Source organism: Corallococcus sp. AB018 (genome assembly GCF_003986945.1).
Taxonomy (GTDB): domain Bacteria; phylum Myxococcota; class Myxococcia; order Myxococcales; family Myxococcaceae; genus Corallococcus; species Corallococcus exiguus.
Genome location: NZ_RAWR01000083.1, coordinates 1 through 25,081 on the forward strand (window position 1 = coordinate 1; position 25,081 = coordinate 25,081).

The window sequence follows — 25,081 nt, forward strand, 5'->3', positions numbered from 1 at the left end:
GTGGTGGGAGGCGGCGCGGCTTTCGCGCGGTCCTCGGCGGCGTGACAGGCCTTGTACTTCTTCCCGCTGCCACAGGGGCACGGGTCGTTGCGGCCGGGCTTGGAAGGGCTCACGGCCCGGCACCGTAAGCGAAAGCGCCCGGCCCTTCCATGAACGGAAGGAGCCGGGCGCCCGCGACTTCGGAAACGGTTCAGCCGGTTACTGCAGGTTGAAGCCCAGCGTCAGGCCCAGCACGTGCGCGTTGCCGGAGTACGTTCCGGGCATGCCCGGCGCCGTGCTCTCCTTGTCCGCCAGCGCGACGAACTGGTAGCCCAGGTCCGCGCGGAACGGCTTGAACTGGTAGCCCACGCCCGCGGACACCTTGAAGCGGTTGGCGTCCGGGAGGTCCGGCGTCAGCGTGCTGTCGGGGCTGGGGGACGGGTCGTACGTGAGACCCAGGCGCACCTGCAGCGCCTCGTTCACGGCGTACTCACCGCCCAGCGAGTACTTCCACTTCGCGCGCCAACGCTTGGGGATGGGGTTGTCGATGGACGGGTTCTCGAAGCGGATGGCCAGCTCCGAGAACGAGGACCAGTCCACCCAGCTCGCGTCGAACGCCAGCAGCAGGTTGTTCAGCGGCCGGTACGCCAGGCCCGCCGTCACGGTGGACGGCAGGACGACGTCCGCGTGCGCCTTCTGGTCCGTCAGACGGCTCTGGAACTCCACCGGGATGTTCTGGAAGTCCGCCTGGCCCTGGAACTGGATGTCGATGGCGCTGCGGTAGTGCAGGCCCATGTCCAGGTTGTCCAGCAGCTTGGCCTGCACGCCGATGTTGAAGCCGGAGCCCCAGTCCGCGCCACCCAGGTGGACGGAGCCCTCGCTGTTCACGAAGTCCAGGCCGCGGGTCAGCTCGATGGTGGCCCGGGCGATGTCCAGACCCGCGCCGAAGCGGAAGCGCGGGTGCAGCTCATACGCGAACGACGGGTTGATGTAGTACGTCGCCAGCGAGGACTCGTAGCCGCGGAAGCGGCCGCTGAAGCCCTCCTCCCAGCGGCTGCGCGCGCCGTACGGCGTGAACACGCCCACGCCGAACGCCGCCTTCTCGAACGGCTTGTAGACGACGAACAGGTGCGGCGGCGGCGACAGCGTGGTGCGCTGCCCCTCCGCCTCCATGTTCGGCCGCTGGAACGTGATGCTGGGGAGGATGCCCGTGTCGCCCAGCGTGATGTCCAGCGTCTTCACGCCGACCATGTTCGCCACGTTGTAATAGATGGAGGACGAGTCCTCCAGCCACGCCGTGGCGGCGCCGCCCGTGCCGGTGGCGCGAGCGCTGTGGGTGTCGACCTGGAATCCCGCGGCCTGGCTCGTACCAGCCGCCAGGATTGCCACGAGGGAGAGTGTCTTTTTCATGAGTGTTTGATTCCTCTCTCAGTGGTTCGCGTTACTGCGCCACGGCGCCCGTGGACAGGAAGCCGATGATCTGGTCCTGGGCCGCGTGGCGCACTTCTTCCGGAATGGCGGGGTGGTTGAGGAAGGAGTGACGGCTGGCCGGCGCGATGTCGTGGATGGCGGGGTCGGACGCCGGGTACATGTACGACGCCACCGTGCGCGGCGCGTCCGTGCGGTTGGCCGCGTTGATGAGCGCCAGGCTGTTCGCGTTCGGGATGACCTCGTCACCCTCGATGTACTGGATGAACGTGCGGTGCACGTTGACGTCCGTGCCGGCCGCCGCGTTGTTGTCCAGCAGGTACGCGTAGTTGCGCGCATCCGCCGGGTCCAGGATGGTGTTCGCCAGGCTGATGAACGTGTCGAACGTCGGGGAGCCCGGGTTCACGCCCGCGGCGGCGAGCGAGCCCAGGAACGCGGTGCGCTGATCATTGAAGGCGGGCGCCGTCAGGAGCACGCCGGCCAGGTTGCCACCAGCCACGTTGAGCACCGAGCGGCGCACGCGCGGGGACACCGCGGTGGACATGGTGCCCATGATGCCGCCGAGGCTCTGGCCCACGTAGTCCACCTGGGCCGCGTTCAGGCCGCCCACGGCGTCGGACAGCTGCTGGCTGCCCAGCACGCGCACGAACTGGCTGAAGTCCACCACGTGGTGGCGGAAGTTGTCGCGCGTGGTGAACAGGTTGCCCAGGTTCAGGAAGTTCCAGCCGGAGATGACCGGGACGCCCTGCGCGCTGCGCAGGAAGTCGCCGCCCTCGCACTTGTTGTCCGCCATGCACTGGCCCTGCGACGGGGAGACGACGTTGGAGCAGAACACGTCGGCCGGCACGCCCGCCGGGAGCGCCGCGGCGCTGCAGTCCGCGCGGGCCGCGTCCGTGCGCGCCACGCAGCGGCCGTAGGACGGGCTGGCGGCGTTGTCCTCGCAGCGCTGGGTCGCGGGGTTGGCGCATGCGCCAGAGTCACCCACCGAGCCCGTGGTGCCCAGCACCGTGGCGGAGCCCACGCAACTGGTGCGCTCACCGTGGTAGACGGCATCCATCGCCGCCACCGCGTAGCCCGCGCCGGTCATCTTGTTGGCCACGCCAAGCACCGCGGTGCGGTTGCTGGTCAGGCCGTGGCCGAACACCATCACCGGCCAGCCGCCGGCAGGCGCAGTGCCGGTCGGCACGAACAGCATGAACGGGTAGCGCGTGGGGCGCGGCGCGGCGGGATTCAGCGTGCCGAAGGGGCCCGTGAGCAGCCACGGCGTGTTGGCCCGCACCTCGTAGACCGCGCCGATGTTGCCGCTGGGCAGCGCCGCCGGCTGCGCGCCGGCCATCGCCGCCTTCACCTGCGACGTGATGGGGAAGACGGAGGTGGGCGCCGCGGGCGTCCCGTACACGCCGCCGGGCAGCGTGTACAGCTGCTGCAGGACGGACGTGGTGCTCTGGGTGGTGAACGACCAGCCCAGGGCGATCTTGGAGCGCGGCAGGCCCGCGGCCGCCAGCGCGTCGAAGAACGGCTTGTGGGCCGCGCGCACCGGCTCCAGCGCCGCCGCGAGCGTGTCCGGCACGGAGGAGATGGTGCTCTTGCCGTTGACGGCCACCGGGTTCGCCAGGCGCATCAGCGCGAACGCCGTGGCCGGGGCGACGTTGCGGCCCTGGGTGTCCTTCAGGTCCGTGGTCAGCACCGCGCCGTACTGGGTGGCGCCATCCAGCGGCGCCTTCGGGACGATCTGCAGCTGCTGCGGGACCTCGACGATGCCCGCCGCGCCCACGCTGGTGCCGCAGTCACCGCTCTTCTCCACCAGGCAGGGCACCACGTCCGGCTTGGTGCCCTTGTCCAGGTTGGACAGCTTGAAGAACTTCACGCCCGCGGCCAGCGACGCCGCGTCCACGCGGGGGGCCGGGCCGTCCGAGGCCACGCGGAACATGGTGCCGTCCAGCACGCCCTGCGCATCGCCGTTCTCCGTGACGATGGCGCCCGTGGTGGAGAAGCCGTCCAGCGTGTTCAGGCCCGTGAACAGGTCCTGCTGCAGACCCGGCGTCGTCGGGACGGGGAAGTTCAGGTGCGCCGCCGCGGTGGCCGTGGCCGGCACGCGCAGCAGGTCGTTGGGGAACGGGATGATGGTGGGGACGCGGTCGGTGGCCGCCAGGTTGATGGTGGCATCCGGCTGGTTGACGATGCTGAAGGTCCAGATGAGGACGATGTCCTCACGCTTGAACCCCTGCGGCGCCAGGGCCTTGTCGAAGACCTGCTTGTAGCCCAGGCGCAGCTGCTCCAGCTGCAGCGACTTGGCGGTCTGGTCCGCCAGGCGCTTGGCCGGGTCCGTCTCCGCGGAGGGGATGAGCTCCGTGGCCGGGCCGCAGTCCGGCGAGGTCAGGTCCTCGCAGGTGACCAGCGACTTGTCGGAGTTGATGAAGGCCCACGTGGCCGACCCGATGATGGGGTTGCCCGAGGTCGTCTTCAGGCCGTTCTCACCGCCGACCAGCGCCACCGCGTAGCGCGAGCCCTTCGGCCACGCCGGCAGGCCCGTGTTGATGTCCACCGGGGGGATGATGTTGAGGAGGTCCGTGTCCTCGTTGTACGCGAGGGTCGGCGTCACCGGCTTCGTCGCCAGCGGCGTGCCCTGGTACATGTCGATGAAGATGACCGTCTTCGGGCTCACCGAGCTCGGATCCAGGTCCTTGATCTTGGTGTTCGCGATGGCGGACGTGGGGAAGCCGTTGAGCGAGTTCAGGTAGTCGCGCGTGAACTCCTGCTCCGCCGCGGACGCCGCCGGGTTGATCGGCGCCTGAACCTTCTTCGTCTGCTGGTTGATGGCCAGGTCGTTGGGGGAGGGAACCACGGCGGGAGACGCCGAGGGGTCGAACTCCGCCAGGCCGACGTTCAGATTCGGAGCCTCCTGCGCAATCTCCGGCGTGCAGGCGACAGCTCCTAGGGCCATGGCCCCGAGGAACAACTGTTTCTTCATGGTGGGAATCCCCTCCAGCCCAAGGTGAACTGCTGGAAACAAGTCAGTGAGTAGCACGCCCTCCCCCGGTCACAAAGTGAGAGGGATTGACGCGCCGAGTCAGCTATGGGGTTCCCACGCGTGCACGCGGGTGGACGTCTCACGCGGCGTGCGCGGCACGAGGGCGTGACGCGCCAGGGAAGGCGGATACGCTGCCGTCCATGAAACGACTGCTGACTGTGTTGGCGATGACCGTGGCGATGGGCGCGAGCGCGGAGGAGGCCGGTGGGCTGACGTGGAGCGCGCCGACGGAGTGGGCCGCCCAGCCTCCCCGGCCGATGCGCGCGGCGACGTACAAGGTGCCCGCCGTGAAGGGAGACGCGGAAGACGCGGAACTGGCTGTCTTCTACTTCGGGCAGGGGCAGGGCGGCGCGGTGGACGCGAACGTGAAGCGCTGGGTGGCGCAGTTCCAGAAGCCCGACGGCAAGCCGCTGGAGGACAAGGACGCGAAGACGAAGCAGGAGAAGGTGAACGGGCTGCCCGTCACCACGGTGGAGGTGAAGGGCACGTACGCGGGCGGCGGTCCCATGATGGGGCCTTCCGCGCCCAAGCCGAACTTCAAGCTGCGCGGCGCCATCGTGGAGGGGCCGGAGGGCGCCATCTTCTACAAGCTCACCGGGCCGGAGAAGACGGTGAACGGCGCGGAGAAGGGCTTCCGCAAGATGGTGGAGTCGGTGAAGCCCGCGCCGAAGAAGTAGGGCGGCAGGCGGATCCGTCCAGGGGCTCTGGAGAAGCTCCGGACCCCCTGCGCGGACGTCGGCAAGCGGATTGCTAAGGCCTTCCGGCACACGGCGCCCGAACGCCGAGCACCGGAGGCCTCACGTGTCGATGTGCCGCAGCCCTGAGTTCCAGAACCTCGTCTCCCACGCCATCACCCTGTTCCCGGAGGACACCGTCCTGGGCGCGCTCCAGCAGATGTACCGCCACGGCGTGCACCTGCTGCCCGTGGTGGAGGGGCGTGGGGGCGACCTGCTGGGCGAGGTGACGGAGGACGAACTGCACCGCGTGGCCCGTCGCCGTCCGCTGGCCCGGCTGGCTGAAATTCTGACCGTGAAGGCGCTGGCGGCGCCGGAAGAAACGACCGTGGAGACGGCCGCCCCGCTGCGGCTGGCGGCCTCCAGCGGCTGGCTGCACTGAAGTGCCTCTTGGCGCCCATCCGGCGCGGGGGAGGGGAAGCCCTCTGGCCCACCCGCCTGACCGCTGGTGGACACCTGCCCTTGCCCAAAGGGCAGGCAGCCAACACCTCCTCGTGTGACTGGCGGCTGTCTGACGACTCGTACTGGCGGGCGGGCTGCAATCCCGGAAGGAGGTCAACAGCCTGTTGGCGGTGCCCCCGGCTTTCCGTCGAGGGCGAGGAGGCGGGTCATGAAGGCAGTGGCGATCATCCTGGCGGCGGGCAAGGCCCGGCGGATGTCCCACCCCAAGGCGCTCATCGAGCATGAAGGGGGCAAGAGCTTCCTCCAGTCGCTGGCGTCCACCTTCGGAAAGGCGGGGTGCGGGGTGCTGGGCGTGGTGGGCAGCGACGAGGAAGCGGTGCGCGAGCAGCACCCGAGCCTGGAGCTGGTGACGAGCAGGGACTGGGAGAAGAGCCTGCTGGCGTCGGTGAAGGCCGGGTTGGAGGCGGCCATGGCCGAGGACGCGGACGTGGTGCTGGTGCATCCGGTGGACATGCCGGCCCTGCGCGTCACCACCGTGAAGTCCATGCTCAAGGACATGGAGCGCGGCGGCACCGACGCCGTCATGGTGCTCCGGCCGGAGTACGACAACGCCACGGGCTGGCCAGTGGTGCTGTCGAAGAGCGCGGCGCGCAAGCTCATTGAAGCGGAGGGCGAGGACCTGGAGGCGGCGCTCAAGACGCTCAATCCGCGCCGCCTGAACGTGAAGGACCCCGGCGTCATCGTGAACATCAACACGCCTGAAATCTACGGGCGCGTCTTCAGCACGGAGGTAAAGCTGGCCCCGCCGCCCAAGCGGCGCGTGAAGCGCGCGGGCGCGGCCAACGGCTCCGGGGCGGACACCACCCCGGCGTCCTACGCGGCGTCGTCGGAGGAGTAGCCCCGACGCGAAGACTCCCGGGGCCCGCACGGTGCGCGGCGACCCCGGGAGTTTTTACTTCAGCCTTCCGGCCTTCAGAACGACAGGCCCAGGCCCAGGTAGGGACCGGTGAAGCGGTCCGCGTGCACCACGCCGTCCAGGTGGCCGCCGTCGCTGAGGTACAGGGTGCGCCAGCCGCCGCGCAGGTTGAGGGCGCCCAGGTGCAGCGCCAGTCCGGCCTGCATGTCCACCTGGCGGTGCGGGAAGGGCACCACCTGGATGCGCGCCTCCACGTCGAAGGGCGACGGGCCGAGGCACGCCTCCAGCGACGCGGCGAGGCTGGGGCCCACGAAGATGGCGTCCGGGGCGTGCGCGCTGGCGATGCCGGCCTCCATGCGGAAGCGGCCGCGCTCGGTGGACCAGGGGGAGAGGGTCAGGTGCGCGTCCAGCAGCGTCAGCCGGTCCGTGTCCGCCGACCCGTCATCCGACTCCAGCGCGATGCCGCTCACGCGCGCGTCCATGCCCCAGCGCTGGCCGTCCAGGGCCATGAAGAGGTCCAGCGCGCCGCCCACGTCGCCGAAGCTGTTGCCCTGCACGTTCAGGTGCACGAGCGGCGCGGGCCGGGGCGCGCGGGCGCCGCGGGGGGCCTCCGCGCGCGCGCGGCGGTGGTAGCTGGCCGGGCCGGAGAGGAAGAGGACGTCGAACCAGCCGACGCCGATGCCGGAGGAGCGCACGCTGGAGCGCACCGGCGCGTCCGAGGCGCGGCCCACGGGCGTGGCGCGGTGCTCCTGCTTGTCGTCCTTGTCGTCGGAGTCCTTCGAGTCGGAGGTGTTCGGCTTGGAGCGCTTGCCAAAGCGGGCCTCGGCGGGCGCGGACCCCAGCAGGACAGCGACAGCGAGCGCGGCACACAGCGTCTTCCAGAAGCCCACGGCAACCTCTCCTCTTCATGGGCCCACGGGATGGGCCGCGGCATGTGGACGCCTGCTCGCCCGGAATATTCAACCCTCATCACCCCCGGTGAAACCAGGGCCCCGGGGATGGGGGGTGGTGTCCGGAAGGGGGCATGTGCACCCCTGGACACGCGGGTGCTTCAGAAGGCCAGACCGGCGCCGGCGTAGGGGCCCACGAAGCTGTCGATGTGCTGGATGCCGTCCACCCGGCCCGCGTCGTCCAGGACGAGGCCGCGCACGCCGCCGCGCACGTTGAGGGCGCCCAGGTGCAGCGCGATGCCCGCGCTCGCGTCCAGCTGCCGGTAGGTGCCGGCCGTGCCCTGCACGCGCGCCTCCAGGTCCAGCGGGCCCGCCACGCAGACCTCCAGGGAGGTGGCGAGGCTGGGGCCCACGAAGAGGACGTCCGGCGCGTGGGCGGTGGAGAGGCCGCCCTCCAGGCGCCAGCGCACGCGGTCGGTGGACACGGGCGCATAGGTGATGTGCAGGGTCGCCAGGCGGATGTCGTCCGTGCCGCGCGTGCCGTCGTCGGTGGGCAGCACCAGCTGCGTGCCCTGCACGGCGATGCCCAGCGCCTCGCCCTCGATGCCCAGGAACGCGTCCCCGGCGACGCCGCCGCCCATGATGCCCCCGTTGAGTCCCGCGCGCAGGCTGAGCGGCTGGGCGTTGCGCTGCTGCTGGACGACCACGGGCCGCGGGTCGGAGGTCTCCGCGACGACGCTCAGCACCTCCGCGGCCGCCACGATGGCGTTGCCGTAGATGTGAGCGGAGTACGAGGGCCGGTCGCGCGGGGCCGAGCGGTAGGAGTGGGTTTCGTTCCGCGAGTTGGCGCGGATGGGCGTGGCGGCGTGGAACTGGGAGCCCCTGTTGTCGCGCTGGGTGTCGCGCTTGGAGTCGCGCTTCTTGTCCTCCTTCTTGTTCTCGGAGCTGTCCGAGGACTTCTTGCCGAAGCGGGCCTCCGCGGGAGCCGCGGCCAGGAGGAGGCCGGCGGCGAAGGTGGCGCACAGGGCGGGGCGGAAGGCGGACACGGGAGGCTCCGAGGCAGGGGCGAGGCGAAACCCTCTGCACCCCTGGACGGGCAGCCAGGCGTTCTATTCACTCCGCGTCCCGTGCGTCAGCGCTGCGCCGTCTTCTTCGGCTTGGCCTTCGCCAGGCGCTTCATGGGCCGCGGCGGCGGCTCCGTGCGCGCCACGGCCGCGCTCTCCGGTGTCACCGGCGTGGGGAACACCCGCAGCGTGACGCGCCGGTTGCTGGCGCGATGGGGCGGGCTGTCATTGGGGACCAGCGGCCGGTACGCGGCGTGGCCCGTGGCGCTCAGCCGCTCCGGAGCCAGTCCCTCGCGCTCGCCCAGCTGCCGCACCACCACCACGGCCCGCGCGGCGGACAGCTCCCACGCGGTGGTGGCGGGAGCACCGGCCGCGGTGGGGAGCACCTCGTCGGTGTGGGCCTCCACGGCGACGCGGTGGTCGGCGAGCGGGCCCCGGAACACCGCCGCGGCCTGCTTCAACACGGCGGCGCCCTCCGGCGTGAGCGACGTCGTGGCGGGAGCGAAGAGGAGCCGCTCGGACACCTCCACGCGCAGCGCGTCGTCCTCCAGCGCCACGGCCACGTCGCCCGCCTGGAGCGGGTCCTTCAGCGTCCTGCCCAGCGATTCGAGCGCCGCCTCGCGCTTCGTGTGCTGCGCCTCCGCGCTCTTCGCCTGGAGCTCCGCCGCGGCGCCGCCCCACTCCTGCGCCTGCTGTTGACGCTCCAGCGCGCGCAGCCGCTGCTCCATGGCCTGACGGAGCGTCTGCAGCCGCGCGACGTGGGTTTCGGACTCGGTGGCTTCGTGCTCCAGCTGCGCGCTCCGGGCCTCCAGCGCGTGGAGCGAGCGCGAGCCCAGCCACGCGCCCGTGGAGGCCACCACCACCGCGACGGCCAGCAGCCCCCAGGGCAGCCACCGCCAGCGTCCGAGCGCTGCTGTCTTCCGCGCGTCGTCCATGGCCCTGAAGGGTAATGTCCCCCCGGGTGTGGGCGGCAAGGTGGCGCCGTGCGACATGCGCCCGCCTGCTTCAGCTGGGGGCCGCCCCGGACGGTTTCTTCCACCGGGGCAGGTGCAGCACGAAGCGCGAGCCGGGTCCGCCCTCCGGCGGCGGCTCCACGAACAGGTCGCCGCCGTGCGCGCGGGCGAGCTGCCGGGAGATGTAGAGGCCCAGGCCCAGGCTCGCGCGTGCGTGCTCGCCGCTGTTGCGCGTGAAGCGCTCGAAGATGCGCTCGCGCGCGTCCGGAGGGATGCCGGGGCCCCAGTCTCGCACGGCGATGATGGCCTTCTCCCCGTCGCGCTCCACGTACAGCTCCACCGGCAGGCCCGGCGCGTACTTCATCGCGTTGGTGAGCAGGTTCATCAGCACCTGCTCCACGCGCGGCCGGTCCGCCAGCGCCACCACCGGCGCGTCCGCGTGCACCACCGCCACGCAGCCCGCGGTGGCCAGCGCCTCCTCCATCCGCGCCACCAGCGCGTGCACCAGCGAGGACAGCTCCACCGCGCCCAGCTCCAGCGCCATCTGCCCCGTGCCCAGCCGCGCCACGTCGAACAGGTGTGTCACCAGCCGCGTCAGCCGGTCCGCCTGCCGGAGCGCTCCCGACAGCCCCTGGCCCAGCCGCTCGGATTCGTCCGACGGCAGCTTGTCCACCGTGCGCTGCAGCGACGACAGCTGCAGGTGCAGCGCGGACAGGGGCGTGCGCAGCTCGTGCGTCGCCACCGCCACGAACTCGTCGCGCGCGGCCACGGCCTGCTCCGCCTGCCGGTACAGCCGCGCGTTGTCCACGGCCAGCGCCGCGCGCCAGGCCAGGTCCTCCAGCTGCGACAAATCCCGCGGGCCGAAGCGCCGCGTGGGCGAGCACGTCGCCGCGCTCACGATGCCCAGCGTGCGCCCGCGCGCCATCAGCGGGACGACCATCACCGAACGCGGGCTCAGCCCCTCCAGAATCTCCCGGTGCGTGTCGTTGACGGCGAAGGCGCGCATGGCGGTTTCGTCCACCTCCGCCACCAGCTCCGAGCGCCCCGTCTCCAGCACCCTGCGCAGGACGGACTGGGCGCCGGGTTGGGGCGCGTAGGGCATGGACTTCTCCAGCTGGGCCTGGAGCCGTTCGTCGAGGGCGCGGCGCTCCACGCGCTCCAGGTGCTGGCCGTCCTCGCCCAGCATGTCCACCAGGCAGTAGTCCGCCAGCTGCGCCACCACCAGCTCCGCCACGTTGCGCACGGTGGTGCGCCAGTCCAGGGACGTGGCCAGCCGCGTGGTGGCTTCCGTGAGGAAGCGCAGGTGGGTCTCCATGCGGCGCTGGTCGGTGATTTCGCGCACCACGCCGCCCACGCCCAGCAGCTCCGTGCCGGAGCGCACGGGGAAGTACGTGGCCAGGAAGGTGCGCGGCTCCGGGCCCACGACGTACTCCACCGGGTCGTCCACCACGGCCATCTCCGACTCCAGCACCTGGCGCAGCAGGTCCTCGATGGGGGCACCCGCCGGACCCATCAGCTCGCGGGGCGTGAGGCCCAGGTGCTTCTCCAGGGGGATGCCGTTGTTCTCCGCGATGACCTTGTTGAGCCGCACGTAGCGCAGGTCCTGGTTCACGAAGCCCATGCCCACCGGCGACGCGGCGAAGAAGGACTCCAGCATGGCCGCGGAGGCGTCCCGTTCACGCAGGGCCTCGCGGGCCTCGCGGTACAGCCGGGCGCTCTCCACCGCCAGGGCGGCGCGGCGCGCGAACTCCGTGGCGTAGCCCAGGTCGCGCTTCGTGTAGCGGCGCGCGGGCGACGCGGAGACCAGGTTGATGATGCCGAAGCGGCGCCGCCCCACCGCCAGGGGCAGGAGCATGGACGAGCGCGGCGCCAGCGCCTCCAGCAGCTGGCGGTGCTCGGGCGAGAGGGACACCGCGTCCAGCCACGGGGGCGTGATGTCCGCGATGAGCACGGGCTTGCCCCGCGCGAACACCCGGGCGAGCGGCGAGTCCGAACCTGCCTGTGGTGGGAAGGACAGGGTCTGGTCCAGCAGCGACTGCTTCCTCGGGTCCCTCGCGCTGACCGCGAGCCGGTGCAGCGCGCCGTCCGACCCCAGCACGTCCACCATGCAGAAGTCCGCCCACTCCAGCGTGGCCAGCCGCGCCACGGCCTTGAGCGTGGTCTCCCAGTCCAGGGACTCGGCGAGCAGCCGGCTCGCCTCGCTGACGAAGAACTCCGCGCGCTCGGTGGCCTTGCGCTCGGTGATGTCCACGTTGATGTTCACCGCGCCCACCAGGCCGCTCTCCGCCGAGTACAGCGGCGCGGACGAGTTGAGGATGGTGCGGCGCGCGCCGTCCCTCCCGACGATGTCCACCTCCTCGTTGGAGACGGTCTGCCGGGTGCGCAGCGTGCGCGCCACGGCCCACTCCTCGCCGCGCAGGCGCCTGCCGGTGCCGGGCCAGTACGCCTCGAAGGTGCCGAAGTGCTCCAGCTGCATCCGCGCCAGCGCGGCCTGTCCCCACAGCGCGCTCGCGGCGGCGTTGGCCGCGAGCAGGCGTCCCGCCGTGTCCACGATGACCACCCCCACCGGCAGCAGGTGCAACACCGTGCGCAGCCACTCCTGCGGCACGGGTGTGGACTCCGCCAGAAAGGTGCCAGTCGGCTCGGACATGGGCGCGGAGCCCCCCTCCCCCGCGGGAGGCTCTACGGTGGGGGTGGCGGGGGGCCGGGACCACCCGACCCGGGTTCCATCCGGCTTTCCGGGAGTTGGCACCGGCCTCCACCCGGAGGCAGGGCAGGGGGCTTGATTCGGAGCGGCCGACGGGGCGTCATTCGGGGCTTTCGTTCACGGCCGCGCTTCCAAGCGGCCGGGCTGCAAGGACAGGTGGATGGGAATCGCGTGCGTGGTGCTGGACTTCGATGGGACCTTCACGGACGTGCTGGCGGAGGGCGAGCCCTTCCTCAAGCACTTCCAGGACGCGCTGTACGGGGTGCTGGGGCAGGACGCGTCCCAGGCGTGGGCGGAGGAGGTCGCCGCGCTGCATGAGGGCGTGGACCAGTACGGCTGGGAGGTCGCGGGGCGCATCGTGGCGCCGGCCACCGCGGACCCCTACCTGACGGCCACCTGCACCGCGCACCGGCTGCTCAAGCGCTTCGGCAAGGGCGACGACGAAGCGCTGCGCACGGACACGGTGCAGACGCTGTACCGGGAGGCGTACCGGCACTCGGCCACGGCCTTCAAGGCGGAGGCGAAGGAGGTGCTGGAGGCGCTGCTCGCCACGGGCCTGCCCGTGTCGGTGGTGACGAACGCGCACACGGAGCTGGTGGAGGCGAAGCTGGACAAGCTGGCCCCCAAGGGCCGCGAGCGGCTGAAGGTCTTCGGCGACGCGCGCAAGTTCCAGCTGGAGGACACGGAGCCGAAGGACGCGCGCTTCGACGCGCTGCCGGAAGCGCTCCACCTGGACGGCGTGCTGGGCCGGCCGGTGTACCTCAAGCGCGGGCGCTACTTCTCCGCGCTCAAGCGCATCTGGGACGCCACGCACACGGGCCCGGAGTCCACGCTCGTCGCGGGCGACATCTTCGAACTGGACCTGGCCATGCCCGCCGCGCTGGGCGCGCACGTGCAGCTGGTGGAGCGCGCCAACGTGATGCCCTACGAGCGCGCCGCCGTGCAGCGCCTGGGCACGCGAGGCAGCGCGGACAAGAGCCTGCGCGCCATCCTGCCCCGGCTGCGCTGAAGACGAACGAAAAGCCCCGCCTCCCGTTTGAAGGGAGGGCGGGGCTGTCCGTCAAGGCACCGCGCGTGGGGCGCGAAGCTTAGACCTTGGCGCCCGGGGTCGCCTGGAACAGGTCGTTGAACTCGGTGAACGCCTTGTTGATGTTCGCCTTGATGTCAGCGGTCAGCTCCCGCTTGGCGACCAGGTCGGAGACGATGTTCGGGTACTTGCTGTCCACGAACTCCAGCATCTCCTTCATCCAGCGGACCACGTCGCCCACCGGCACCTGGCGGATCCACCCGCGCTTGCCGGCGTCGTCCTTGTTGGTCGCCGCGTAGATCTGGATGACCTGACGCTCGACGGAGAGCGGCTCGTACTGGCCCTGCTTGAGCAGCTCCACCATGCGGGCGCCGCGCGCCAGCGTCTCCTGCGTGGCCTTGTCCAGGTCGGAGCCGAACTGGGCGAAGGCGGCCAGCTCGCGGTACTGCGCCAGCTCCAGCTTCATGGAGCCCGCGACCTGCTTCATGGCCTTGATCTGCGCCGCGGAACCCACGCGCGACACGGAGAGACCGACGTTGATGGCCGGACGGACGCCGGCGAAGAACAGGTCCGTCTCCAGGAAGATCTGCCCGTCGGTGATGGAGATGACGTTCGTCGGGATGTAGGCGGACACGTCACCCGCCTGCGTCTCGATGATGGGGAGCGCCGTGAGGGAGCCCGCGCCCTCCTCGTCGGACAGCTTGGCGGCGCGCTCCAGCAGGCGGCTGTGGATGTAGAACACGTCGCCCGGGTACGCCTCGCGGCCCGGCGGGCGGCGCAGGAGCAGGGACAGCTGGCGGTACGCCACGGCCTGCTTGGAGAGGTCGTCGTACACGATGAGGCCGTGCATCTTGTTGTCGCGGAAGTACTCGCCGATGGCGACGCCCGCGTACGGCGCGAAGTACTGCATGGGCGCCGGGTCGGACGCGTTCGCGGCGACGACCACCGTGTACTCCATGGCGCCGTACTTGTTCAGCTTCTCCACCACCTGCGCGACGGTGGACTGCTTCTGCCCGATGGCGACGTAGACGCAGTAAACGCCCAGGCCCTTCTGGTTGATGATGGCGTCGATGGCGACGGCCGTCTTGCCCGTCTGGCGGTCACCGATGATGAGCTCGCGCTGACCGCGGCCCACCGGCACCAGCGCGTCCAGCGCCTTGATGCCCGTCTGCAGGGGCTCGTGCACGGACTTGCGCTTCACGATGCCGGGCGCCTTCACCTCCAGGCGGCGGTGCTCGGTGGCCTCGATGGGGCCCTTGCCGTCCACCGGCTGGCCCAGCGCGTTCACCACGCGGCCCAGCAGGCCCTTGCCCACCGGCACGGAGGCGATCTGCTGGGTGCGCTTCACGGTGTCACCCTCGCGGATGTCCTTGAACTCACCCATGATGGCGACGCCGACGTTGTCCTCTTCCAGGTTGAGGACCAGCCCCTGCACGCCGTTGGCGAACTCCACCAGCTCACCGGCGAGCGCACCCTCCAGGCCGTACACGCGGGCGATACCGTCGCCCACGGACAGCACGGTGCCGGTCTCGGCGACGGTGACCTTCTTGCCGTAGTCCTTGATCTGCTCCCGGATGATTCTGCTGATCTCGTCGGCGCGGATTTCCATGGGCGTCTAGCGTCCTTGCGGAGGGGGCGGCCTGAGGAAACGGGGATGGCCGCCGCGAATCTTGATGTACCGGGTGGCCCCCTATCACGGGCACCGGGACTCTCGCAACGCGCCACGCGCCAGGGCCTTCCCCCACCCCCGCACCCCTTTATCGCGCACGTAAGCAGGCACCCCGGACGTGAGGGGCCCCGCCTGCTCGCAAGCCCAGGGAGCCCGGCGCCGGGCCCGGCTTCAGGCGCCGGACGCGGGGAGGCCATCCTCGCGGGGCAGCCACACGATGAAGCGGGTGCCGTCCGCCGCCCCCGACTCCACGGAGATGCGCCCGCCATGGGCCAGGGCGATCTGCCGCACGATGAAGAGCGACAGCCCCAGCCCGTCATCCGCGGAGCACAGGGCGCGGTGCTTGAACGGCTCGAAGAGGGTGCCCTGGTACTCCGGCGGCACCCGGCAATCCGGGTCGTGCACCTGCACCGTCACCCCGTCGAAGCGCCCCGTCAGTTGGAGCACCACGGAGGAGGACACCGGGCCGTGGTGCAGGGCGTTGCCCACCAGGGAGTCCATCAGCTGGGAGATCCGCTCGCCGTCCCAGGTGCCCTTCAGGTCGCCGCTGGCGACGAGCCGCAGGTCGCGGCCCGGGTGGGCCCGCTGCCGGTCCGCCAGCACGCGCTCCGCCAGCTGGCCCAGGTGGACGGAGGAGGGGTGCACGGGCAGGCCGTTGGACAGCCGGGAACGGGTGAAGTCCAGGAGCTGGCGGATCAGCCGTTCCACCCGGCGCACGCCCTGGCCCACCCGTCCAACCTGTTCGGTCAGGGCTTCTGGCATCGACGGAGCGTGCTGGAGGGCGAGCACGTCGCACTGGAGCGACTGGAGCGGGGCCTTGAAGCCGTCCCCCGCCGCGTCCAGGAACTGGTCGCGGAAGTGCTCCATCCGCATCAGGCGCTCCTCGGCGGCCTTGCGGATGCTCACGTCCCACACCGCGCCCATGCGCACCGAGCGGCCCTGGAACGTCGCCGGCCGGCCCATGACCTCCACGGGGATGCGGCGGCCGTCGCGGTGGAGCACGGCCAGCTCGTACGGGGCCTCCACGCCGCGGTCCATCACGTCGCGCGCGGGGGCGCGGAACTCCGGCGCCACGCAGTCCAGGATGTTCCGGCCGATCAGCTCCGCCGTCTCGTAGTAGCCCATCAGGCGGCCCAGGCCGGGGCTGATGTCCAGGAACTGCCCACGCTCGTGGAAGAAGTACCCGTCGCAGGAGATCTCCACGATGGAGCGCATGTGCTCCTCGCTCGCGCGCAGCGCCGCCTCTTCGCGCAGGCGCGCGGAGGAGTCTCGCAGGAGCAGGAGCACGCCCGAGGAAGGGGCCGCAGGCATGGCGCTCACGGTCAGGTGGCGCAGCGTGCCCACCTCGCCGAAGCGGCCCGACACCAGCTCCTCCGCCACGCGCTCACCGGACTGCGCCCGCGCCAGCAGCGGAGACAGCGGCGGCGCCAGGCCGGGCCACGCCTCCGAGAGGAAGCGCCCCACGCACAGCTGCGCCGGGCGGCCGCTCAGCGAAGCCAGCAGGTCGTTCATCCAGACGAGGCGGGAGTCCCCGTCCACCAGCGCCACCCCCCAACCCGGCGCGTTGAGCAACGCACCCAGAAAGGGCAGGGTTTCCTCGGGAACCCCCGGGGACGGAAGGGCTCCGGGAAGCCGTTGGAACACAGGCTGCGACATGGGCGGGTGGTCTCGGAAAACGCGGGCTTGTCCGCGTTGCCCAGAAGTATACCCATTCCCAGAGCGGACGGGAAATACAGGTTTGACTAGGACTACGGGGCAACCCTGACAACCCGGCACGTCTGCCGCACCGGGAGTGAGGGAGGGGTTACTTCAGCTCGCGGCGCAGCTGCTCCAGCTGGGTGCGCAGGGTGCCGTCGTAGAGGGTGCCACCGACCTGCGCGGCCACACCGCCGAGCAGGGACGGATCCACCTTGGTCTCCAGCACGACGTTGCGCTGGGTCAGCTGCTGGAGCGACTGCTGGAGCTGGGTGAGGGCGTCCGCGGAGAGCGGGGCGGCGCTGGTGACCTGGCCCCGGACGCGGCCCGCGCGGGCGTCCGCCATGTCGCGGTAGAGCCGGGCGATGTCGGGCAGGTAGCCCAGGCGGTTGCGGTCCACCAGCAGGCGCACCGCGTTGGCGAGCGCGGGCTCCGCGGGGGAGGGCATGGCCTGGAGCAGGGCCTCCACCACGTGGCTGCGCTGGGCGCGGCTGTAGGCGGGGTTGAGCAGCACGTCCGACAGGTCGGGGCTCTGGCCCACGACAGCGGCGAAGGCGTTGAGCTGCTCCGCGACGGCGTCGGTGCGGTTGCCTTCCGCTGCGACGTCGAGGATGGCGCGGGCGTAGCGGCGGGCGATGGAGACGTTCACCATGACGCTGGCGCCCTTAGCATGGGGCGTCCCTGGCGGCAATGATGCCGGCGCCATGCGTTGGATCTCCGTGGCCGCTTGGGGCCTCCCGAGGTCCATGGAGAGAGCGGGCGGGGAAGCGTCCCCGGGTGTGTGCTGGTGACCGCCCCCGGGCCCTTGAAGGCAGGCCGGCGCCCGGCAACGGACGGCCGGGGTGCGACAGGACTTGGCGGAAGTGGGCGCTTACCCGTAGCGTGGGCCCCACCCTCGCCATGCAAGAACCTGTCATCGGCATCGACCTGGGCACCACCAACAGCGTCGTCGCGACCGTGGAAGAAGGACGCCCGCGCCTCATCCCCTCACGTGCGGGAGGACGCCTCACGCCCTCGGTGGTAGGCCTCACCCGGGCGGGCGACCGCCTGGTGGGGCAGCCGGCCCAGGCCCTGGGGGAGGAGCACCCGGACGCGGTGGTGTGGGCCACCAAGCGCTTCCTGGGACGCCGCTACACGCCAGAGCTGGTGCAGCAGGCGAAGGCGGTGGTGCCGTATCCCCTGGTGGCCGGCCCCACGGGCGACGTGCGCGTGAAGCTGTCCGGCCGCGTGCTGCCCGCGACGCAGGTGTCCGCCTTCATCCTGGGCGAGCTGCGCCTGGACGCGCAGGCGCACTTCGGACGTGACGTGCGCAAGTGCGTCATCACCGTCCCCGCGAACTTCGACGACAACCAGCGCCAGGCCACGCGGGAAGCGGCGGCCATCGCGGGGTTGGAGGTGGTGCGGCTGGTCAACGAGCCCACCGCGGCGGCGCTGGCGTACGGCCTGTCCCGCGGCTTCGAGGGCAGCGCGCTGGTGTTCGACCTGGGCGGCGGCACCTTCGACGTGTCCATCCTGGACGTGAAGGCGGGCGTCTTCGAGGTGAAGGCCACGGGCGGCGACCACGCGCTGGGCGGCGAGGACTTCGACCAGCGCATCGTCCAGTGGCTGCTGGCGCAGGTGGAGGACGCCTTCCAGGAGGCGGTCTCCAAGGACGCGCAGTCGCTGCGGCGCCTGAAGGTGGCGGCGGAGGCGGCCAAGCGCGAGCTGACCGAGTCCGAGGAGGCCCTCATCTCCGTGTCCGGCCTGGGCGACCACACGGCGGGCGTGAAGCGCTTCACCGAAATCAACACCGCGCTCACGCGCAGCTTCTTCGAGACGCTGTCGGAGCCGCTGTCGCGCCGCTGCCTGGACGTCTGCAAGAGCGTGATGGCGGAGGCGCGGATGGATCCGCGCTCGGTGGACGTGGTGCTGCTGGTGGGCGGGATGACCCGCGTGCCGCTGGTGCGCCGGCTGGTGGCGGACTTCTTCGGCCGCGCGCCCTCCACGGACGTGCACCCGGACGAGGCCGTGGCGCTGGGCGCCGCGGTGCAGGCGGACGAGCTGGTCCGGCAGGCGGGGCAGGCGCTGCTGCTGGACGTGGCCAGCCAGAGCCTGGGCGTGGGCGTGATGGGCGGCCGGGTGAAGCGGCTCATCCCCAAGAACACGGGCGTACCGGTGGTGGCGAGGGACATCTTCTTCCCGGGCACCTCCGGCCAGTCCGAGGCGCGCATCCCCGTGTACCAGGGGGAGAGCGAGTTCCAGGACGAGAACCACAAGCTGGGCGAGGTGGTCCTCAAGAACCTGCACGTCGCCAACCGCGGGGAGACGCCGCTGGAGGTCGTCTTCGAGTTGTCCGGCGAGGGCATCCTCTCCGTGCAGGCCACCGACCTGACCTCCGGCCACATGGAGCTGGTGCGCCTGGAGGCCCGGGCCGGCCTGCCGCAGGGCGAGGCGGAGAAGCTGGGCCAGGAGCAGTCCCACTACGCCCAGGCGCAGGGCGTGGTGGACGCGCGCAAGGCGGAGGAGACCTTCCGCAAGCTGTTGGAGCGCGGGGAGAAGCTGGCCCGCCTGCTCCAGCAGAGCGCCCGGGAGAACCCCAGCCCGGAGGCCGAGTCCGCCGTGGGCACCGTGCAGCAGCTGCTGGTGGGCGGCAAGGACGCGCTGGCCGCCGGTGACGCCGCGCAGTGCGCCCTCATTGCCCGTCAGCTCACGAAGTTGCTGTCCGGCCGCGCGGAGCCCCGCGGCTGACGTCCCGCGGCGCACGGAAAAGGCGTCCACCAGCTCACGTTGTGGCGCCGGGTCCGTGGTGCCTTCCCTGGAGTCCGCGTATCTCCGGGAGTCATGACGACCCCCGGCTTTTCTCCTCGCCCGAGAGATCTGGTCTTCGTGGTGGACGACTCGCGGACCGCGCGGGACGTGATGCGGCTGCACCTGTCGCGCATGGGCTGTGACGCGGTGGGTCTGGAGGGGGCGGATGCGTGCCTGGCGGAGCTGGCGCAGCGGACGCCGGCGCTCATCCTGATGGACCTGCACCTGGAGAAGCTCCAGGGGGACGAGGCCTGCCGCCTGGTCAAGGCGCACCCCGCGGGGCGCAACGTCCCGGTGGTGATGTTCACCGCGGCGGATGAACCCCATGAGGTGATGCACTGTGGGCGCGCGGGCGCGGACGACTTCCTGCCCAAGCCGGTGAGCCAGGAGGCGCTGGCGGCGAAGGTGGCCGCGGTGCGGTTGTCGCGTGAGCGCGCCTGGACGGGCCCTCCGCGCGGCCGGGGCGTGCTGCTGGTGGAGGGCGGCCGGTTCCTGCACACCTTCCTGGGCGGAGCGCTGGAGCACGAGGGGATGCACGTGCTCTACGCCAAGGACCTGGATGACGCGGCGGCGCAGGCCGTGGCCCAGGGCGAGCGGCTGGACGGCTTCGTGGTGGACGTGTCGCGGCTGCCTCGGGAGGCCCTGTCGCTGGCCACGCGCCTGCGCGAGCAGTTCCCACGCAAGCCGCTGGTCCTGATGTCGCGGGTGGAGGAGGCACCGGACGTGCTGGAGCGCGCGCAGGAGCTGAGCGGCGCGCCGCTGTTGCTCAAGCGGCAGCTGGGCGCGGACGAGCTGCTGGCGAAGGTGCTGGCTCGCCTGTCGCAGGGCACGCTCCCCTTGAGGGCCGCGGAGCGGGTGCCCTTCTTCACCGTGGTGGAGTTCAACACGCCGGGTGGCCCCACGCTCAGTGGCTTCAGCCATGACGCCAGCCCCCAGGGCCTCTTCGTACGCACGCTCACGCCCGCGCGCGAGGGCTCGAGGCTGTCCCTGCGCCTGGTGATGGCCGGCCAGCGCACGCCCTGCGAGGCGCAGGCGGTGGTGGCGTGGTGCAACCCGCCCGGGATGGGGAGCGCGTTCCGCTCGCAGACGGGCATGGGCCTGCGGCTGGAAGGCATGGACGCGCAGCTGCAGCAGCGCTTTGTGCGCTTCGTGCCCCAGTCCCTCGGTTTTCCCACCGCCAGTCCCGTGCGCGCCTCAGGTTTCTGAGAGCGGCGGGTGACCCCGCGCGCCTCCCAACCCCCCGCAATCACGGACAGAAGCGACGGGATTCTCCCCTGGCATGGGCGTGGCAAAGCGCCGAGCCCCGCGAGGCAGTCGACTTTCGAGGGAGGATTCACGCATGCGTCTACGTCTTTTCGGAACGGTGGGGCTCACGCTGCTGGCGGTGGGGTGCGGTGACGGGGGCAAGGCCCCGGAGGGCCTGGACAACGAACCCGTGCAGCAGTCGCTGAAGCTCACGACCTTCGACGACTGCTCGGCGCTGGAGCAGTACATCGAGGACACCGCGACGAAGCAGATGCGCGCGAACCTGGAGCAGCAGAAGCCCGGTTATTGGGATCGCTTCGGCCGGGGGACGCGCGGCGGCGTCGTCTTTGGCCCCATGCCCGCGGAGGACTCGGCGGGGGGCGGCGTGAACGCCGGCGGCGGCAGCCAGGCGCCGAATGACTCCACCGGCACCAACAACCAGGTGGAGGGCGTGCACGAGTCGGACTTCGTGCAGAACGACGGCACGCGCATCTTCGTGCTGTCGGGCAACCGGCTGTACGCGCACCGCTCGTGGCCCGCGGAGCAGCTGACGCTGGCGGCGACGCTGGAAGTGGAGGGCTGGCCCCGGGAGATGCTGCTCGACGAGAAGAACCGGCTGGTCATCGTCTCGCAGGTGGCGCTGTCGCTGCCGGGCACCCCGACGAAGGTGGGCGGGTGCGTGGGCGGGGGCATGGTGCCCGTCGCGGACATGGCCTGCTACGGCTTCGGCTGCGGCTACTACAACGCGGACAGCACCAAGGTGACCACGGTGGACGTGTCGGACGTGGCGCACCCCACGGTGGTGGATCAGGTCTACCTGCCCGGCGTCTTCAACCAGGCGCGCCGCGTGGACAGCAACGTGCGGCTGGTGCTGTCGGACGCGTTCCGCTGGCCGGAGGACGTGAAGTTCTGGGTGGAGTACTCGGAGGACCTCTACAAGGACGAGGGGAAGCTCACCAAGACCATCGACGCGCTCATCGTCGAGAACGAGAAGCGCATCCGCGCGAACACGCTGGACCAGTGGTTGCCCGCGGGCCGGCACGTGGACGCGGACGGGGTGACGACGGCGCTGCCCACGTCTTGCGGTGACTTCTACCGGAGCAACGCGCCGTCCGCGCTGGGCTTCGTGACGGTGGCCTCGCTGGACCTGGACGCGCGCACGGCGGCGCCGGGGCGCACCAGCCTGGTGGCGGAGCCGGGCACGGTGTACGCGTCCAAGGAATCGCTGTACCTGGCGCACTCGCATTACTGGTGGTGGCCGCAGCCGGGGCAGAAGGACTTCACCTACCTGCACAAGTTCGACCTGCGCCAGCCGGGCCGCGCGGTGTACGCGGGCTCCGGCACGGTGGAGGGCACGCCCGTCAACCAGTTCGCCCTGGACGAGTACCAGGGCGTGCTGCGCATGGCCACCACGGTCACCACGCGCCTCCCGGAGCCGGAGCACCAGGACTGGTGGTGGGGCCGCACCACGACGGCCAGCCGCGTGACGACGCTGGGCGTGAAGAACGGGCAGCTGGCGGAGCTGGGCCGCAGCGAGGACCTGGCCGAGGGTGAGCGCATCTTCAGCGCGCGCTTCGCGGGCCCGCGCGGCTACGTCGTCACCTTCCTCCAGGTGGATCCGCTCTTCACCTTCGACCTGAGCGACCCGGCGCACCCGCGCAAGGTGGGTGAGCTGAAGGTGCCCGGCTTCTCCACGTACATGCACCCGGTGGGTGACCACCACCTGCTGACGATGGGCATCCACACGGAGCCCAACGGCGGCTGCTGCGGGACGAGCACGCTGAAGCTGTCCCTCTTCGACGTGAGCGACCTGGCGAACCCGAAGGAGGCCGCCACGCAGCTGGTGGGCGAGGCCTACGGCTGGAGCGAGGCCCTCTACGAGCACAAGGCCTTCAACTACTTCGCGGCCAAGGGGCTGGTGGCCATCCCGTTCACGGACTACTCGAGGTCCTACTCGTCCTATGAGAACTACTGGCAGGGCTTCCGCACGGAGCTGCGCGTGTTCCGGGTGGACCTGGCGGCGGGCATCTCCCCGGTGGGCGCGGTGCCCATGTCGGACCTGTTCAAGACCACGGGCATGCCGCAGTGGAGCTACTACTACGTGCCGGATGTGCGCCGCAGCGTGATGGCGGATGACTACGTCTACGCCATCAGCGACGCGGGGGTGCGCGTGTCGAAGGTGGACAGCCTCCAGACGCCGCTCGTCACGGTTCCGTTTCCGGTCAGCACTCCCTGACGGGGCGGGCGGGCGTCAGACGGGGTCGGGGATTGCGTCGCTTGCACCAGCGCAATCCCTTCCCTATAGGCCCCGTCATGCCGCCCGAAGCCGTCGAGCCCTCCGTGTCGTCCTCCCCCCCGGCCCGCGGCGCGAAGGGGGAGCTGCGCGCCCTGCTCCGGCTGGCGATTCCCCTGTGCATCGCGCAGGCGGGCCAGTCCCTGATGAGCGTGACGGACACCTTCATCGTCGGCCGGGCCGGTACGTCCGCCCTGGCGGCGGTGGGCCTGAGCCACGCCCTCTTCTTCGCCGTCAGCAGCTTCGGTATGGGGCTGATGATGGGCGTGGACCCGCTGGTGTCCCAGGCCATTGGCGCCGGCCACCCGCGCCGCGCTCGGGACGTGCTCTGGCAGGGCGTGTGGTTGTCCGCCTTCGTGGGCGTGGTGCTGTGGGCGGTGCTCATCACCGTGCCGTCCGGCCTGCCATGGGTGGGCGTGGCCGAGGAGCAGATCGTCCAGGTGCGCGCCTTCCTGCACTTCCGCGCGCCCAGCCTGCCCCTGATGCTCATCTTCCTCACGGTGCGCGCGTACCTGCAGGCCATCGGGACGCCCCGGCCGCTGGTGGTGTCCGCCGTGCTGGCCAACATCATCAACGTGATGCTGGTGCCGCTGTTCGTCTTCGGCGGCGAGTCGTTGCCCGCGTGGGCGGGACCGCTCACCCACGTGCCGGCCATGGGCGCGGCGGGCGCGGCGCTGTCCACGCTCCTGTGCACGGCGCTGGAGGTGCTCATCGTCGCGCGGGCGGTGCAGGCCATCCCCGTGCCGGGCACGCCGTCACGCAGGCCGGTGAAGGCGGATCAGCTGCGGGCGTTCCGGGTGGGGCTGCCCATTGGCCTGCACATCGCGGCGGAGGTGGGCGTCTTCGCGCTGGCGGGCGTGCTGTCCGCGAAGCTGGGGCCGGAGAGCGTGGGCGCGCATCAAATCGCCATCTCCTTCGCCAGCCTCACCTTCACCATGGCGCTGGGCATCGGCAACGCGGGCAGCGTGCGGGTGGGCTGGGCCGTGGGCGCGCACGACACGCCGCAGGCCCGCAGGAGCGGGCTGATGGCCTTCGCCCTCGGCGCGGGGGTCATGTCGCTCGGCGGGCTCGTGTTCGCGCTCTTCCCCCGGAGCCTGGCGACGCTGGCCGGAGCTCCGCCGGAGGTGCTGCCGCTGCTGCTGCCCCTGCTGATGGTGAGCGCCATCTTCCAGGTCTTCGACGGCGTGCAGGGCGTGGGCGCGGGCGTGCTGCGCGGCGCGGGACAGACGCGCTTCACCTTCGTGGCCAACATCGTGGGCCACTACGCCGTGGGCCTTCCCCTGACCCTGCTCCTGGGCTTCCACCTGGGCATGGGCGTGCTGGGCATCTGGTGGGGCCTGTGCGCGGGCCTCATCACCGTGGCCGCCGCCGTGCTGTGGCGCTTCTGGCGCGTCAGCGCGGGCACCCTCCGGCCCCTGGAGGGCTGATGGGGGTTGTTGGGGTGTAAAATTCCAGTGTAGGGAAAAGTTCCAAGAATCTAGGAAACGGCCGCAACCTGGATCTGGAAGTCCCGACAATTGTCCCAGGAGCCTACATGTCCAACTACCGCATCCGTCCTGGCGACACCCTCTCTGGCCTGGCCGCTCGTTTCGGCACCTCCGTGCAGAAGCTGGCGCGCGACAACAACATCTCGAACCCGGACCTCATCTTCTCGGGTCGGACGCTGCGCATCGGCCACTCCAGCCGCGACAGCTTCGACGCGGGCGGTGGCCGTCAGGGCGTCCGGGGTGGGCGCGGCGTGGGCGGTGGGCAGGACGTGGGCGGCCCGATGGGCGTGGCCCCCACCGGCGGGACCGACAAGGGCCGCCGGCTGGCGGAGGCGGCGCGCGCGGCGGCCATGGGCATGGGCGGCTACAACAGCCAGGGCCTGTGCGCCACGGGCGTGAGCCGGGCCATCCGCAACTCCATGGGCATCGGCGTGTCGGGCAACGGCAACCAGATCGACAACAACCTGCCGCGCGACAAGTTCCGCCAGGTGGACATGTCCCTGGAAGACGCGCTGAAGATTCCGGGCCTCGTGCTCACGTGGGAGAGCACCTCCACGCGCCTGGGCAGCATCTACGGCCACACGGCGGTGACGCTGGGCGACGGCCACTCGTCCGCCAGCGACTTCATCGAGCGCAACACGACGAACAGCGGCCGCTCGGGCTTCAAGGTGTTCATGCCCATCGAGTAGCCCTCCGGCTCCTCACGATGGCGCATCACGAAAGCCTCCGGGTCCTTCCGACCGGAGGCTTTGTCGTGTCCCGAGTCCGGCATCC

19 protein-coding genes are annotated in these 25,081 nt (G+C 71.1%); 9 read left to right on the forward strand and 10 right to left on the reverse strand.

The genetic code is table 11. From position 1 onward, the window contains the following. From D7Y11_RS18835 to D7Y11_RS18845, 3 genes are all read right to left on the reverse strand, one after another. Positions 1–113 (reverse strand): SEC-C metal-binding domain-containing protein (locus D7Y11_RS18835; protein WP_169827486.1); only part of this gene is annotated, 113 nt, incomplete at its 3' end. 85 nt (positions 114–198) lie between these two features. Further along, positions 199–1,389, reverse strand: a complete 1,191-nt coding sequence (locus D7Y11_RS18840; RefSeq protein WP_126934373.1) for an OmpP1/FadL family transporter — start codon at positions 1,387–1,389, stop codon at positions 199–201. A 31-nt stretch (positions 1,390–1,420) separates the two neighbouring features. Then, positions 1,421–4,378, reverse strand: coding sequence for a hypothetical protein (locus D7Y11_RS18845; RefSeq protein WP_126934374.1), 2,958 nt, complete (start codon positions 4,376–4,378; stop codon positions 1,421–1,423). Between the two features lie 200 nt (positions 4,379–4,578). On the opposite strand from D7Y11_RS18845, the gene D7Y11_RS18850 reads away from it, so the two are divergent. The 3 genes from D7Y11_RS18850 to D7Y11_RS18860 all read left to right on the forward strand — a co-directional run bounded on the left by D7Y11_RS18850 (position 4,579) and on the right by D7Y11_RS18860 (position 6,472). After that, entirely contained in the window at positions 4,579–5,115 is a 537-nt protein-coding gene (locus D7Y11_RS18850) for a hypothetical protein (RefSeq protein ID WP_169820815.1), read from the forward strand. 130 nt (positions 5,116–5,245) lie between these two features. Further along, entirely contained in the window at positions 5,246–5,554 is a 309-nt protein-coding gene (locus D7Y11_RS18855) for a CBS domain-containing protein (protein ID WP_120579902.1), read from the forward strand. A gap of 228 nt (positions 5,555–5,782) precedes the next feature. Then, positions 5,783–6,472 (forward strand): NTP transferase domain-containing protein, encoded by a 690-nt coding sequence (locus tag D7Y11_RS18860; RefSeq protein ID WP_120579903.1) that lies wholly within the window; start codon positions 5,783–5,785, stop codon positions 6,470–6,472. A gap of 74 nt (positions 6,473–6,546) precedes the next feature. On the opposite strand, the gene D7Y11_RS18865 is transcribed toward D7Y11_RS18860, so the two are convergent. The 4 genes from D7Y11_RS18865 to D7Y11_RS18880 all read right to left on the reverse strand — a co-directional run bounded on the left by D7Y11_RS18865 (position 6,547) and on the right by D7Y11_RS18880 (position 12,047). Beyond that, positions 6,547–7,380, reverse strand: coding sequence for a hypothetical protein (locus tag D7Y11_RS18865; RefSeq protein WP_120579904.1), 834 nt, complete (start codon positions 7,378–7,380; stop codon positions 6,547–6,549). Positions 7,381–7,541: 161 nt separating this feature from the next. Beyond that, on the reverse strand, positions 7,542–8,426 hold the full coding sequence (locus D7Y11_RS18870; protein WP_126934375.1) for a hypothetical protein: 885 nt from the start codon (positions 8,424–8,426) through the stop codon (positions 7,542–7,544). Positions 8,427–8,512: 86 nt separating this feature from the next. Then, on the reverse strand, positions 8,513–9,379 hold the full coding sequence (locus tag D7Y11_RS18875; protein WP_126934376.1) for an OmpA family protein: 867 nt from the start codon (positions 9,377–9,379) through the stop codon (positions 8,513–8,515). 70 nt (positions 9,380–9,449) lie between these two features. Further along, positions 9,450–12,047: a PAS domain-containing protein gene (locus D7Y11_RS18880; protein WP_120579907.1), complete on the reverse strand. Its 2,598-nt coding sequence runs from the start codon at positions 12,045–12,047 to the stop codon at positions 9,450–9,452. Between the two features lie 217 nt (positions 12,048–12,264). Between D7Y11_RS18880 and D7Y11_RS18885 the strand changes: the two genes are divergently transcribed. Continuing rightward, positions 12,265–13,113, forward strand: a complete 849-nt coding sequence (locus tag D7Y11_RS18885) for an HAD family hydrolase (protein WP_121755065.1) — start codon at positions 12,265–12,267, stop codon at positions 13,111–13,113. 79 nt (positions 13,114–13,192) lie between these two features. Here the strand turns inward: D7Y11_RS18885 and atpA are convergent, their stop codons facing one another. The 3 genes from atpA to D7Y11_RS18900 form a co-directional block, all read right to left on the reverse strand. Continuing rightward, positions 13,193–14,740, reverse strand: a complete 1,548-nt coding sequence (atpA, locus tag D7Y11_RS18890; RefSeq protein ID WP_120580860.1) for a F0F1 ATP synthase subunit alpha — start codon at positions 14,738–14,740, stop codon at positions 13,193–13,195. Between the two features lie 231 nt (positions 14,741–14,971). Then, entirely contained in the window at positions 14,972–16,456 is a 1,485-nt protein-coding gene (locus D7Y11_RS18895) for an ATP-binding protein (protein ID WP_126934377.1), read from the reverse strand. 148 nt (positions 16,457–16,604) lie between these two features. Beyond that, positions 16,605–17,147, reverse strand: a complete 543-nt coding sequence (locus tag D7Y11_RS18900) for an ATP synthase F1 subunit delta (protein WP_120580862.1) — start codon at positions 17,145–17,147, stop codon at positions 16,605–16,607. Positions 17,148–17,395: 248 nt separating this feature from the next. On the opposite strand from D7Y11_RS18900, the gene D7Y11_RS18905 reads away from it, so the two are divergent. From D7Y11_RS18905 to D7Y11_RS18925, 5 genes are all read left to right on the forward strand, one after another. Further along, positions 17,396–19,222 (forward strand): Hsp70 family protein, encoded by a 1,827-nt coding sequence (locus D7Y11_RS18905; protein ID WP_120580865.1) that lies wholly within the window; start codon positions 17,396–17,398, stop codon positions 19,220–19,222. 93 nt (positions 19,223–19,315) lie between these two features. After that, entirely contained in the window at positions 19,316–20,488 is a 1,173-nt protein-coding gene (locus D7Y11_RS18910; protein WP_120599751.1) for a TIGR02266 family protein, read from the forward strand. 133 nt (positions 20,489–20,621) lie between these two features. Next, a complete protein-coding gene (locus D7Y11_RS18915; RefSeq protein ID WP_126934378.1) occupies positions 20,622–22,763 on the forward strand; it encodes a beta-propeller domain-containing protein in 2,142 nt (713 codons plus the stop codon). Between the two features lie 77 nt (positions 22,764–22,840). Further along, a complete protein-coding gene (locus tag D7Y11_RS18920; protein WP_120575724.1) occupies positions 22,841–24,247 on the forward strand; it encodes an MATE family efflux transporter in 1,407 nt (468 codons plus the stop codon). A gap of 107 nt (positions 24,248–24,354) precedes the next feature. After that, on the forward strand, positions 24,355–24,996 hold the full coding sequence (locus D7Y11_RS18925; protein ID WP_169820346.1) for a LysM domain-containing protein: 642 nt from the start codon (positions 24,355–24,357) through the stop codon (positions 24,994–24,996). Positions 24,997–25,081: the final 85 nt, after the last annotated feature.

Coding starts and splice junctions, on each gene's coding strand:
- D7Y11_RS18840 (WP_126934373.1), bottom strand. CDS start 1,389: ATGAAAAAGACACTCTCCCTCGTGGCAATCCTGGCGGCTGGTACGAGC.
- D7Y11_RS18845 (WP_126934374.1), bottom strand. CDS start 4,378: ATGAAGAAACAGTTGTTCCTCGGGGCCATGGCCCTAGGAGCTGTCGCC.
- D7Y11_RS18850 (WP_169820815.1), top strand. CDS start 4,579: ATGAAACGACTGCTGACTGTGTTGGCGATGACCGTGGCGATGGGCGCG.
- D7Y11_RS18855 (WP_120579902.1), top strand. CDS start 5,246: ATGTGCCGCAGCCCTGAGTTCCAGAACCTCGTCTCCCACGCCATCACC.
- D7Y11_RS18860 (WP_120579903.1), top strand. CDS start 5,783: ATGAAGGCAGTGGCGATCATCCTGGCGGCGGGCAAGGCCCGGCGGATG.
- D7Y11_RS18875 (WP_126934376.1), bottom strand. CDS start 9,379: ATGGACGACGCGCGGAAGACAGCAGCGCTCGGACGCTGGCGGTGGCTG.
- D7Y11_RS18880 (WP_120579907.1), bottom strand. CDS start 12,047: ATGTCCGAGCCGACTGGCACCTTTCTGGCGGAGTCCACACCCGTGCCG.
- D7Y11_RS18885 (WP_121755065.1), top strand. CDS start 12,265: ATGGGAATCGCGTGCGTGGTGCTGGACTTCGATGGGACCTTCACGGAC.
- atpA (WP_120580860.1), bottom strand. CDS start 14,740: ATGGAAATCCGCGCCGACGAGATCAGCAGAATCATCCGGGAGCAGATC.
- D7Y11_RS18895 (WP_126934377.1), bottom strand. CDS start 16,456: ATGTCGCAGCCTGTGTTCCAACGGCTTCCCGGAGCCCTTCCGTCCCCG.
- D7Y11_RS18900 (WP_120580862.1), bottom strand. CDS start 17,147: ATGGTGAACGTCTCCATCGCCCGCCGCTACGCCCGCGCCATCCTCGAC.
- D7Y11_RS18905 (WP_120580865.1), top strand. CDS start 17,396: ATGCAAGAACCTGTCATCGGCATCGACCTGGGCACCACCAACAGCGTC.
- D7Y11_RS18910 (WP_120599751.1), top strand. CDS start 19,316: ATGACGACCCCCGGCTTTTCTCCTCGCCCGAGAGATCTGGTCTTCGTG.
- D7Y11_RS18915 (WP_126934378.1), top strand. CDS start 20,622: ATGCGTCTACGTCTTTTCGGAACGGTGGGGCTCACGCTGCTGGCGGTG.
- D7Y11_RS18920 (WP_120575724.1), top strand. CDS start 22,841: ATGCCGCCCGAAGCCGTCGAGCCCTCCGTGTCGTCCTCCCCCCCGGCC.
- D7Y11_RS18925 (WP_169820346.1), top strand. CDS start 24,355: ATGTCCAACTACCGCATCCGTCCTGGCGACACCCTCTCTGGCCTGGCC.